The organism is Luteibacter aegosomaticola (genome assembly GCF_023078475.1).
GTDB classification, from domain to species: Bacteria; Pseudomonadota; Gammaproteobacteria; order Xanthomonadales; family Rhodanobacteraceae; genus Luteibacter; species Luteibacter aegosomaticola.
Genome location: NZ_CP095741.1, coordinates 4,086,639 through 4,098,767, shown reverse-complemented (window position 1 = coordinate 4,098,767; position 12,129 = coordinate 4,086,639). Strand labels below are relative to the sequence as shown.

The 12,129-nt window shown below is 64.2% G+C and carries 8 protein-coding genes; 3 read left to right on the top strand and 5 right to left on the bottom strand.

Translation table 11 applies throughout. The features are described 5' to 3' along the window. Positions 1-10 precede the first annotated feature (10 nt). Complete coding sequence (locus L2Y96_RS18445; protein WP_247329122.1) at positions 11-1,573, top strand: hybrid sensor histidine kinase/response regulator; 1,563 nt, start codon at positions 11-13, stop codon at positions 1,571-1,573. Between the two features lie 587 nt (positions 1,574-2,160). On the opposite strand, the gene L2Y96_RS18440 is transcribed toward L2Y96_RS18445, so the two are convergent. Together L2Y96_RS18440 and L2Y96_RS18435 are read right to left on the bottom strand one after the other, a co-directional pair. After that, positions 2,161-3,579 (bottom strand): sigma-54-dependent transcriptional regulator, encoded by a 1,419-nt coding sequence (locus L2Y96_RS18440; RefSeq protein WP_247329120.1) that lies wholly within the window; start codon positions 3,577-3,579, stop codon positions 2,161-2,163. A gap of 67 nt (positions 3,580-3,646) precedes the next feature. Continuing rightward, positions 3,647-5,269 carry a sensor histidine kinase gene (locus L2Y96_RS18435; protein WP_247337123.1) on the bottom strand — a complete coding sequence of 541 codons (1,623 nt, stop codon included), beginning with the start codon at positions 5,267-5,269 and terminating at the stop codon, positions 3,647-3,649. A gap of 242 nt (positions 5,270-5,511) precedes the next feature. Between L2Y96_RS18435 and sucC the strand changes: the two genes are divergently transcribed. Then, entirely contained in the window at positions 5,512-6,672 is a 1,161-nt protein-coding gene (gene sucC, locus L2Y96_RS18430; RefSeq protein ID WP_247329118.1) for an ADP-forming succinate--CoA ligase subunit beta, read from the top strand. 13 nt (positions 6,673-6,685) lie between these two features. Continuing rightward, on the top strand, positions 6,686-7,558 hold the full coding sequence (sucD, locus tag L2Y96_RS18425) for a succinate--CoA ligase subunit alpha (protein ID WP_247329115.1): 873 nt from the start codon (positions 6,686-6,688) through the stop codon (positions 7,556-7,558). A 1,272-nt stretch (positions 7,559-8,830) separates the two neighbouring features. Here the strand turns inward: sucD and L2Y96_RS18420 are convergent. Genes L2Y96_RS18420 through L2Y96_RS18410 form a run of 3 tightly spaced genes read right to left on the bottom strand, consistent with a single transcriptional unit; the run spans position 8,831 to position 12,120 of the window. Next, positions 8,831-9,583 (bottom strand): L,D-transpeptidase family protein, encoded by a 753-nt coding sequence (locus L2Y96_RS18420; RefSeq protein ID WP_247329112.1) that lies wholly within the window; start codon positions 9,581-9,583, stop codon positions 8,831-8,833. Positions 9,584-9,628: 45 nt separating this feature from the next. Then, entirely contained in the window at positions 9,629-10,720 is a 1,092-nt protein-coding gene (locus L2Y96_RS18415) for a dipeptide epimerase (protein WP_247329109.1), read from the bottom strand. Further along, positions 10,717-12,120, bottom strand: a complete 1,404-nt coding sequence (locus L2Y96_RS18410; RefSeq protein WP_247329106.1) for an SH3 domain-containing protein — start codon at positions 12,118-12,120, stop codon at positions 10,717-10,719. Before L2Y96_RS18410 ends, L2Y96_RS18415 begins: the two co-directional genes overlap by 4 nt. Positions 12,121-12,129: the final 9 nt, after the last annotated feature.

Here is a 12,129-nt window from a genome sequence, read left to right as displayed (position 1 = left end):
TGAGGCAGGCATGAACGGGCAGACCGAAAAAGTCAGGATCCTGCAGGTCGAGGATAACGAACTCGACGCCGAGCTCGTGTTGTCCGAACTCGATGACGACGGCCTCGATTACGAGGTGCGTCTGGTCGATGACGAGAAGGCGTACGTGGCGGCCCTCGACGAGTTCCGCCCGGACATCGTGCTTTCCGACCTCAGCATGCCGCATTTCAGCGGCGAGCGTGCGCTGCAGATTCTGCGCGCGCGTACTTCCGATCTCCCGTTTATTTTTATTTCGGCCACCCTGGGTGAAGAGGCGGCGATCGAAGCGCTGCGCAGCGGTGCCACCGATTACATCCTCAAGCAGAACACCGCGCGCCTGGCCTCTGCCGTGCGCCGCGCGTTGCGCGAGGCCGATGAACTGAAGGCGCGTGTGCGTGCGGAGCAGGAACTGATTCGCGCCCAGCGTTTTGAAAGCCTGGCGTTGCTCGCCGGCGGTCTCTCGCACGACTTGCGCAACTTGCTCCAGCCGTTGCTCCTGGCGGGCGATACGCTCGAAGACTACGCAGACGATCCGCGCCTGGCCCGTCTCGGCGCGCTGGTGCGCGACTGCGGCCGCCGCGGCCTCGAGATGGTCTCGTCGATGCTCTCGTTTGCCCGCGGTGCGCGCCGCGCCGAGCAGGTGAAGCTGGGCGCGCTCACGGATGCGTTGAAACTGCTGATGCAGGGCAGCGTGCCGCGCGTGATCCAGATGCAGGTCGATGTGTACGATCCGGACGTGGCGTTCGAGGGTAACCACACCGAGTTGCAGCAGTGCCTGTTGAACCTCTGCCTCAACGCCATCCAGGCCATGCCCGAAGGCGGCAGCCTGCGCGTTGAAACCGCACAGGTCACGTTGGCGGACGACTTCTTCAGCGACGATGAAAACACCGTGGCAGGGCGTTACCTGCGCATCTCGGTGATCGACAGCGGCGCGGGCATGCCGCCCGAGGTGTTGGAGCGCCTGTTCGAGCCGTTCTTCACGACCAAGGAAACCGGCACGGGCCTCGGCCTGCTTTCTTGCAAGCGTATCGTCGCCAGCCACGGCGGCCTCATGCGCGTACGCAGCAAGCTGGGCGAGGGCACGCAGTTCCACCTCTACCTGCCGCTGGGTGTGGAAGAGAGCGATCTCGGCGAGCTGCCCGTTATTGAGCCCTACCTGCAGGGCGAAGCCGAACGCGTGCTCGTCGTAGTGGAAGAGGCCATGCAGCTCTCGCTGCTCTCCGATACGCTCGATACGTACGGCTACCAGGCCGGCGCGAGCCAGAGCGGCACCGCCGCGCTGCAGTGGATCGAAGCGCATGGCGTGCCCGACCTGGTGGTGATGGACGCCGACATGAACCTGTTCACCGGCGTGCGCACGCTAGCTGCGCTGCTTGAGCACGGCTACACCGGAGCGGTGCTGCTCCTTGCTCGTCCCAACTCGCCGCCGAACCTCGATGAGCTGCCTGACATCAAGCACCTCTACCTCATCGACAAGCCGATTCAGTCGAGGGCGTTGTTGAAGAAGGTGCGTGAAGCGCTTGAGGCGAGTCAGACGGGCGTCAGCGCTTCGTAGTCCCGAGATCGCTCGCAAGCGCGATGCTCTACGTCACACGGCTGAAAATCAGCGCGATTTTTCAGAATCCTTCCATATCTTTCCGCTTTGCCTGCTGACTACGCTTTCGTTCCCTGCATGCGCAGGTTCAACGAGAGGGTGGGAGCGGAATGGGGAGATGTCCGGAATCGATACACCGCGCGATGGTATGGAAGACTCGCGGGGCGGTCTTCGTGGGGGCTTGCATCGCGCATCTGATGGGGGCGGCGTTGATCCTGGCCGCACAGACATCGTGCACTGAGCTGCCGTGTTTCGATGCGATGCCGTTCGACGCGTTGCGGGCGGTTTGGATGTTTCCGCTGTTCTACACGCCGTGGTTTGATTTTCCGCCGCAGGATGTCGCGTACGTGCGCGATGTGCGGTTTGTCGGGTGGTTTCTGCTTAACGCCGTAGCGGCGTGCGCGTGCTGCGCCGTGGCCTGGTTTGCCGGGAGGCTGGTGAGGGCGTGGTGGGTGGCGCGGAGGGCGCTGAAGCGGATGGGGTAGGGTGTCGCGAAGGGCGTCGCGCACAGGGTGCGCTCCTACGGGGGAGCGGCACCCTGCGTGGGGTCAGTCGATTCCGAGCTTTTTCAGTTTGTAGCGCAGCGCGCGGAACGTGATGCCAAGCTTCTTGGCCGTGGCGGTCTTGTTGTAGCGTGACTCTTCCAGGGCTTTGATGATCGTGTCGCGCTCGATGTTGGTGATGTAATCCTCGAGCGAGCCATCGGCGGCCGGGTTCAGCGGCGCCGGCGTGCCGGCGACCGTACCGGTGGCCGAAGGCGGCAGCGGTACGCCAGCGGCAGCATTGGCTGCCTCGCCGGGCATCGCTACGCGCTGCGGCAACATAAGGTCATCGGCCTCGATGGTGTCGCCTTCGCACATGGCCATGGCGCGTTCGAGGATGTTTTCGAGTTCGCGCACGTTGCCGGGGAACTGGTATGCCTCGAGGGCGGCGAGCGCTTCGGGCTGCAGCTTGCCGGGCGGGCCGCCGGATTCGGTGGCGAGCTGGCGCAGGATGAAATCGGCCAGGCGGGGTACGTCGCCACGGCGCTCGCGCAGCGGCGGCACGCGCAGCTCGATCACGTTGATGCGATAGAACAGATCCTGGCGGAACTGGCCCTGCTCGACGAGCGCGGCGAGGTTCTTGTGCGTGGCTGAGAGGATGCGCACGTCCACGGGCACTTCATCGCGGCCGCCGATCGGGCGCACGGCCTTTTCCTGGATGGCGCGCAGCAGCTTCACCTGCATGTGCAGGGGCAGCTCGGCCACTTCATCGAGGAACAGGGTGCCGCCGTGGGCCGCCTGGAACAGGCCTTCCTTATCCGCGTGGGCGCCGGTGAAGCTACCCTTGCGGTGGCCGAAGAACTCGCTTTCCATCAGCTCGGACGGAATGGCGCCGCAGTTCACCGGCACAAAGGTGCCGGTGGCGCGCGGGCCCAGTTCGTGGATAAGCCGGGCGACCAGCTCTTTGCCCACGCCCGATTCGCCGCCGATGTACACCGGCGCCTGGTTGCGGGCGAGCTTGGCGATCTTGCCGCGCACTTCGGTCATGACCGGGGATTCGCCGATCAGGCGATCCGCGCCCGGCGCGGACTTGCCAGCGGCTTCGCCCTTGCGCTCTTCGGAAAGGCGCAGGGCCGTTTTCACCAGGCGGCGCAGCAGGTGGATATCCACCGGCTTTGAGACGAAATCGAACGCGCCCGCTTTAAGGGCGTTCACGGCCGCGTCCACGTTGCCGTAGGCGGTGATCATGGCCACGGGCATGTCGGGGTAGGTGGCCGAGATCAGCTCAATGATCTCCTGGCCACTGCCATCCGGCAGCCGCATGTCGGTGAAACACAGGTCGTATCGACGGGATGCCAGGGCGTTCCGCGCCTCGCTGACGCTCCCCACGGCGTCAACGTCGAGCTCCATTCGACCCAGCGTGATGGTCAACAACTCACGGATGTCCCGTTCGTCGTCGATGACCAGGACAGTCTGCTTGCTCATCGGGTCCGAAATTTTCGGTGAATGTTCCAAATGTAACCGGCCGGGGCCGCCACGCAAAGCGCGATCTTCACGCGCGAGCCGCTATGGGTGCGACGGCGGGCGTCCTGGCGGGCGGTGTCAGGCTGATCCGGAAACAGCTGCCGCCGCCGGCGACGCGGACGTATTCGAGCGCGGCCTGGTTGGCTTCGGTCATCTGCCGCGCCAGGTAAAGGCCTAGCCCGGTGCCGTATTCGTGGGTGGTGAAGAAGGGTTCGAAGATCTGCGCCGCGACCTTCGGCGGGATGCCCGGGCCGCGGTCGATGACCTCAAGGATCGGGATGCCGGCCTCGGAATGACGGGCCACGACCATGACGCGGGCGGGTTCGGCGGGCATGCGGCCGTAGCGCAGGGCGTTCTGGACCAGGTTCCACACCACCTGCTGGAGGTGCTGGGGGTCGGCCACGGCGGCCACCGGCTCCGAGCCCGACACGGCGCGCAGTACATCGGCGCCCAGATCGTTGCCCTGGCGGTATTCGCCCACGAAATCATGCACCCAGCGGCTCAGGTCCAGCGTTTCCGGGCGGGAACGCTCGCGGCGGGAGAGCTGGAGGATGTTCTCAATGATCTCGTTGAGGCGTGAGCAGTGGTTGTTGATGATCTCGACCATGCGCAGGTCGGTATCGGCCAGGTCCGTGGATTCGGCCAGGAGCTGGGCGGAATAGTGGATCGCGGCCAGCGGGTTGCGAATCTCATGGGCGATCGAGGCGGACAGGCGGCCCAGCGAACTCAGCGTGAGTTCCTCGGCGCGGCGTGAGACCAGCGAGGTGTCGTCCAGGAAGATCAGGACATGGGAATCGTCGTTCGGGGCCAGGCGTGAGAAGCGCGGCACCACTTCGGGGGTGCCATCGGCCAGCATGGTGGCGCTCTCGTCCAGCTTGCCCGAGGCACGCCAGTGGTAGAGCCGACGGGAGAGCTCCGGGGCCAGTGAGCCCAGATCGCGCTGGTCGGCCGAGGGGTTGCCCATGAGCATCCAGGCCGATTCGTTGAGCTGGTGGATCCGGTTGCCCTCGTCGACGAGCAGCACGCCGGTCTTCATGCGCCGGATGATCAGCTCGTTCACCTGGGACAGGTTGGCCAGATCGATGCCGCGTTGCTCGGCCAGGGCCTCCGAGGCCCGGATGTTCCGGCCCAGCACATAGCAAAGCGAGGCGCAGGCGAAGTAGGCCGCGCCGAACAGGCCGTATTCCACCACCTCGCGATCGGACGCTCCCGGCTGGTCCACGTCGAACAGGGAGTGGCCCAACATGCAAAGGGTCGCCAGCGCCGCGAAGAACATGGATAGCCGTAAGGGCAGGAGGAGCGCGCCAGTGGCGATATTCACCGCCAGCATCATGGCCACGCCCATCCGCACGTCGTGCATCAGGACCAGGGCCAGCACCGCCGCGGCAATATCCAGGGTCAATCCAATGGAGACCACCAGGACGGGCCGGTGCAGCAGGGAGCGGGTGCGGGCCACCATGACCAGGGCCGCGAACAGGTAGGCCAGGGCCATGACCCGGGCCAGTACGGGGTCGGGCAAGGCGGGCCACGCCATGTGCTCCGGGCGGAACGCCAGCGCGGTGTAGACCGCGGCCTGGCCCAGCCGGAAGTAATTGAAAAAGAAGAGTTCGTGGCGTGCCGTGGCCTGGTTCGCCCGGGCTGTCGCGGTCATCGTCGGCACGGGCGTGGACACGTTCTGGGATCTCCGCCGGACGGCCGTGGGGGCCGGGTATGACGGCCAGTATAGGGCGCGGCTGATACACGGCAACACGCTCGGGCGGCAGGGGTGGCCAGGGCCGCCCCTTTCCTTTGGGCGCCCCATCCGCGAAAATACTTGGCCGTATTGCGCCGGTTTTGCGTAGTTCGCGTGTTATCCCCCCATCCTCGCTTTTTTCCGTTCGCTCGAGGTATCGAATGAATTTCCACGAGTACCAGGCCAAAGAACTGTTCGCGAAGTACGGCATCGCCGTGCCCCCGGGCAAGGTTGCCAACTCTCCCGACGCCGCTGTCGACGCCGCCAAGCACCTTGGCGGCACGCAGTGGATGGTTAAGGCCCAGATCCATGCCGGTGGTCGCGGCAAGGCCGGTGGCGTTAAGTTCTGCCGCAGCCTCGACGCTGTCCGCGATGCCGCCAAGGGCATGCTCGGCACCAACATGGAAACCTACCAGTCGGCCGGCCGCGCGCTGCCGGTGAACCTGGTGCTGGTGACCGACGCGACCGACATCGCGAAGGAACTCTACCTCTCGATCCTCACCGATCGTGACACCAAGTCGATCTCGTTCATCGCCTCGAAGCACGGCGGCGTCGATATCGAGCAGGTCGCCCACGACACGCCGGAAGACATCCACACGCTCGTGGTGGATTACGTCGAAGGCCTGCAGCCGTACCAGGCACGCGAACTCGCGTTCAAGATGGACCTGGAAGGCAAGCAGGTCGGCCAGCTCGTCAAGATCATGCTTGGCCTGTACAAGCTGTTCAACGAGAAGGACCTGGCGCTGGTCGAGCTGAACCCGCTCGCCATCCTGGCCGACGGCAACCTCGCTGCGCTCGATGGCAAGGTGAACTCGGACGACAACGCTGAATTCCGTCACCCGGACCTGGCCGCCATGCGCGACCTGACCCAGGAAGACGCGGCTGAAGCGGCTGCCGTGCAGCACAACCTCAATTACGTCACGATGGACGGCACGATTGGCTGCATGGTCAACGGTGCGGGTCTCGCCATGGCGACCATGGACGTGATCAAGCTGGCAGGCGGCGAGCCGGCCAACTTCCTCGACGTGGGCGGCGGTGCGACCAAGGAGCGCGTCACCGAGGCGTTCAAGCTCATCCTCTCGTCCGACAAGGTCAAGGCCATCCTGGTCAACATCTTCGGCGGTATCGTGCGTTGCGACCTGATCGCCGAAGGCATCATCGCCGCGGTGAAGGAAGTGGGCCTGAAGATCCCCGTGATCGTCCGCCTGCAGGGCACCAACGTCGACCAGGGCCGCGAGCTGCTGGCTAACTCGGGCCTGGCGATCACGCCGGCCGACGATCTCAACGATGCGGCCCAGAAGGCCGTGGCCGCAGCGGCCTGAGGAGCGAAGTAACATGAGCGTCCTGATCAATAAGAACACCAAGGTCCTCGTCCAGGGCTTCACCGGCCAGCAGGGTACGTTCCACGCCCAGCAGGCTCTCGATTACGGTACCCAGGTCGTGGGTGGCGTGACCCCGGGCAAGGGTGGTTCCGAGCACATTGGCCTGCCGGTGTTCAACACCGTTCGCCAGGCTGTCGACCAGACCAAGGCTGATGCCTCGGTCATCTTCGTGCCGCCCCCGTTCGCTGCCGATTCGATCCTCGAAGCCATCGATAGCGGCATCAAGGTCATCGTTGCGATCACCGAAGGCATTCCGGTCCTCGACATGATGCGCGTGAAGAACGTGCTGAAGTCGCACCCGGACGTCGTGCTCGTCGGTCCGAACTGCCCGGGTGTCATCACCCCGGGTGAGTGCAAGATCGGCATCATGCCGGGCCACATCCACAAGCCGGGTAAGGTCGGTATCGTTTCGCGTTCGGGCACCCTGACGTACGAAGCGGTCTTCCAGACCACCAACGAAGGCCTCGGCCAGTCGACCTGCATCGGTATCGGTGGCGATCCGATCAACGGCCTGAACTTCATCGACTGCCTGAAGCTGTTCCAGGACGATCCGCAGACCGAAGGCATCATCATGGTCGGCGAAATCGGCGGCAGCGCTGAGGAAGACGCGGCTGAGTTCATCAGCCAGTACGTCAAGAAGCCGGTCGTGTCGTTCATCGCTGGCGCTTCGGCTCCTCCGGGCAAGCGCATGGGCCACGCCGGTGCGATCATCTCGGGCGGCAAGGGCACGGCGGAAGCCAAGTTCGCGGCTCTCGAGAAGGCGGGCGTCACCACGGTGAAGTCCCCGGCCGATCTCGGCAAGACCCTCGCGGGTCTGATGAAGTAATACCGCTTCGCTTCGGCGAAACGAAAAGGGCCCCGCTTCGGCGGGGCTTTTTTTTTGAAAAGGTTCATTCGCTGGCGCGAATGCGTGTATCAAGCGGCGTTCGCCGCCGTAGGCTGGATGTGTGAGGGAGTCGGCGGTGGGCAGGCCCTGGCGGCCGCCAGTCGCGGACCTTCGGACCGGGCCGTAGTGCCTCTCTCTCGAAAATCGATGCGCTTGGCGGCCCTCCGCTCATGTCGGCCGCCAGGGCCTGCCCACCGCCGAGCCGAAACGTCACGTCACTTGCTGGTAGGAGCGCGCTTGCGCGCGATGTCCTTGCGACACCGCTCGATATCCACAGCGAATGTGGATACGCCTTGCATAAGCATGTGCATAACTCTGATGCGGCCCTAAGCGACAACGACTTGCGTTGTACTGCTTACTTCTTCACCACCCACGCGCATTCATCCACAGCCTGTGTGGATACGCACTGCATAAGCATGTGCATAAGTCTGTCGCGGCCTTCGCCAACAACGACTTGCGTTGTGCTGGTTATTCCATGAGCAGTTCGGCGCGTGGATAAGTCGGCCGATATCCACAGGGAATGTGGGTATCGCCTGCATAACAGTGTGGATAAGTCGCGTCTCATAAGCTGCGACAAGCACTTGCGTCATCGTGGTCAGTGAGTGACCACATGGTGTGCGGCTATCGCGTGCAAGCACGCTCCTACAGAAGAGCCACTGCCAAGTGAGACGAACCCCTGTAGGAGCGCGCTTGCGCGCGATGCGCGCAGCGCAAACACATCGCGATATCCACAGCGAATGTGGATACGCCCTGCATAAGCATGTGCATAACTCGCAGGCGGCCTTCGCCACCAACGACTTGCGTTGCACTGCTTATTTCTTGCCCACCGCCTTGTAACGCTGTCAGCCGATATCCACAGCCCATGTGGGTATCAACTGCATAACAGTGTGGATAACTCGCGTCTCATAAGCTGCGACAACGACTTGCGTTTCGGTGGTCAATCGGTAGCCACCTGCGACGGGGGATCGCGCGCAAGCGCGCTCCTACAAGAGCAGCGCGACGAAGGCTTTATGTAGGAGCGTGCTCGCACGCGATCAGCGGCGTAGCCGCTGCACTTCATCCACAGCGAATGTGGATACCGCCTGCATAAGCATGTGGATAACCCGCGTTACGCCTTGCGTGGCGAGGGTTTGCGTTGTGCTGGTTACGGCGTGACCAGCATGGCGCGAGCAGCATGGGCTGCGGCCTCCGCCGCGACTTCATCGCATTGAGTCAAAGGGCGGGCAGGTTCCACTCGCTGCGCAGGCGTGCGTACTCTGCCTTCGGCAGCAGCACGAACACGGGCTTCTTGGACGGGTCCAGCCAGGCGAGCAGGCGTTCCATGGTGTTATCGGCCATGGCGGTGCAGCCGGCTGTGCCGGTGGTCGGTGTGCGCCACAGGTGGGCGAAGATGCAGCTACCGCCGCCTTGCTTGCCTTGCACGTTGTGTTCGATGACGAAGCCGATGCGGTAGGCATGGTCGCCCTGGAAATGCAGGTCGCGGCGCATGGGCTCGGTGGCGCCGGCGATGGCCTTCTCGCCGACTTTCTTTTCGTCAACGAGCTGGTTGTAAAGCGGCGATCCGTCGACGTCGACGCAGTAGTCGCTGGCGGTCAGGCCTTTATAGGGCAGGGCGGTGGGGTTGGTTTCGGCATAGCCGAACGCCGTACCGATCCGGAACACACCGGCGGGGCTGCGGCCGTCGCCTTCGTGCTTCTGCGGGCCATCGGCTTGCGGTGGCGAGATGCCCATGCCCCACGCGCTGCCCGTCTTGCCGATCACGACGGGGGACGCTTTGCCCACGGGCTTCCACGTATCGCCCTCGCGGGCGTAGGTGCGCATCTCGCCCTGCTTGGCATCCCAATCCGCTGTCGTCACCACGATCATCTGCCGCGCACTCGACCATGCATTGGGTGCATCGAAGGCGCTGGCGGATAGCGTGGCCGAGAAGGCGAGTAGACCAGCGAGGCGCGGAAGAAAGGCCATGGGTGGGGCTCCGGGGCGAGTGTTCCAGCGTCGCTGGGTGAGTTGCTAGATGGGTTCCAGACCGCGAATGCCGCGAATGCCGAGACCCGGGGCTTCCGCGATGGCGATTTTCGAATCGTTGAAGGTGACCCCGCCGTCCACCGGATCGTAGGCGCACAGCGAGGGTCCGTCGAGATCCACCTTGGTGATCACATCGGCTTTGGCGACGGCCACGTGCACCGCGGCGGCCACGCTGATGCTGGTTTCGAGCATGCAGCCAATCATGCATTCGATACCGTGGAGGCTGGCGATATCCGCAATCTTGATGGCGTTGGTGATGCCACCGGCTTTCATCAGCTTGATGTTGATGATGTCGGCGGCGCGCATGCGGATCAGCTCCGTCACCTCGGCCGGGCCGAAGACGCTTTCGTCGGCCATCACGGGTGTGTGTACGCGCTCGGTGACATAGCGCATGCCTTCGAGATCGTGAGCCTTTACCGGTTGTTCGACCAGCTCAAGGCGCACGCCGGCGTCTTCCAGCGCGTTAAGCGCGTACACGGCTTCCTTGGCGGTCCAGCCCTGATTGGCGTCGAGACGTAGCGTGGCCCGGCTCCCTACGGCGGCATGGATCGCACGGACACGCTCGATATCGACGCGGATATCCTTGCCGACCTTGATCTTCAGCGACTCGAAGCCACGCTCTACCGCGGCGACGGAGTCGGCCACCATCTTGTCGATGTCGTCGACGCTGATGGTGATGTCAGTGGTGATGGCCGGATGGCCACCGCCCAAGAGCTTGTAGAGCGGTGCACCGTGCAGCTGACCCCAGAGGTCGTGTATCGCGATCTCCACGGCCGCCTTGGCACTGGTGTTGCGTTCCATCGCGCCCTGGATGAGCCGGGTGATCCGGTTGAGGTCGGCGATGTCTTCGCCGATCAGGCGAGGCGCGATGTAGTGGCGGATCGCATCGATGATGGAACCGTGCGTGTCGCCGGTAATTACCGCGGTGGCGGGTGCTTCGCCGTAGCCGATGTGTCCATCGTCCGTGTGCACCATTACGACGATGTCCTCCACGCGTTCCACGGTGCGGAGCGCGGTCTTGAAGGCAGTCTTCAGTGGCACGCGCAGCATGCCGAGGCGGATGTCCGTGATCTTCATGGGCGGATCCGCACGATGCTGGTCATGCGATCAACGAACGTTTGCGTGTCGTTGAACATCAATGGCAGCAAGGGCGTGACGGAGACGGCGTTGAGCTTGACGCGACGCATGTTGCCGTCCGCCTCGCGGTAGCTGATGCCGCTCACGTCGTGGATCACGTAAGGCTGTCCGTCGATCGTGCCGATCACCATCATGACGTGGCCGGGGATATAGATGAGATCGCCCACCTCGGTCGCCATCGCGGCCCTCACCCGGGCATCGTGGCTGTCCTTGTCGGTGTAAAGCGTGTGGCTCAAGCCCGGGCTGTTCGCCTGGTCCCCGGTGTTGCGGGGCATCTGCACGCCCATGCTCCGGTAGACGTCCGAAGTGAACCCGCTGCAATCGCGGCCGTTGAACGCGTGCCCCCATCCATAACGCTCGCCCAGGAACTTGAAGGCCTGGCGGATGATGTTGGCGCGGGTGAGCGGGAGGTAGTCCGCTGACGAATCCTGGTTCCGCTGCAGCAGGGCCGGGCGGAAGGCGAGGGCACCCTTGGCATCGCGAACGGGCAGGCTGAGCGTCCACGACGTATACGCGGTCTGGCCATTCACGGGTTGGTCGGACGGCACCGAGGTATCGAGCGGCACGCGCGTGCCCATGTCGAGCTGCAACTCGGAAAGCGCTGGCTCCTCGGGCGTGTAGACCGTGAGCGGCTTTGCGCCGGTGATGACGCGGTACGGCGTGGCATCGACATGGGCGAAGATCGCTTGCGCATCACCGTAGGCAATGTCGTCGGCATGCATCCACGCGGCGTAGCGCGGGCTCACCACGAACGCCCATTTGGCGTCGGCGCTCATCTGCACCACGACCAGCGGGTCGCCCGGGAAAAGCGTGCTTTCCTGAAAGCGGTCGATATCGGTATCACCCGCGTGGCTGAAGACACGTAGATCGCTCGGGTAGCCACGGAGGGCGCTTCGGCGCAGGGCCATGCCGTACTTCGGCGCGACGCTGGCGGGGATCGTGTCGATCGCCGCATTCGCGATCACCGCATCGATGGTGCTGGCGGGTACTTCCTTGCCGTCGGTGTTGTATAGCGTCGTTGACGGTTCTTTTGTCAGCTTGCCGATCCAGTTCTTCACCTGCTCGCGCGACACGCTGGAGCCGAGGTGGCGGATGTCGTGCATTGACGGGTCGAGCCGCATGACCTTGCCGTTGAGCGTGGTGATGGCGGTCGTGTCCAGCACGACCTTGTCGGCGTCCGACAGCCGGGCGATCCAGAATTCGGGATCCAGTTGAGCATCGGTGGTGCCAATCACGCCTGATGGGGGCGGTGCCTGCGGTGCGTCCGCCGCGCGAGCCATGGTGGCCCCCACGGCCACGGCCAGCATGGCGGCAAGCAGGGTATGGCGGAGCGTGTTCATGCCAAGGTC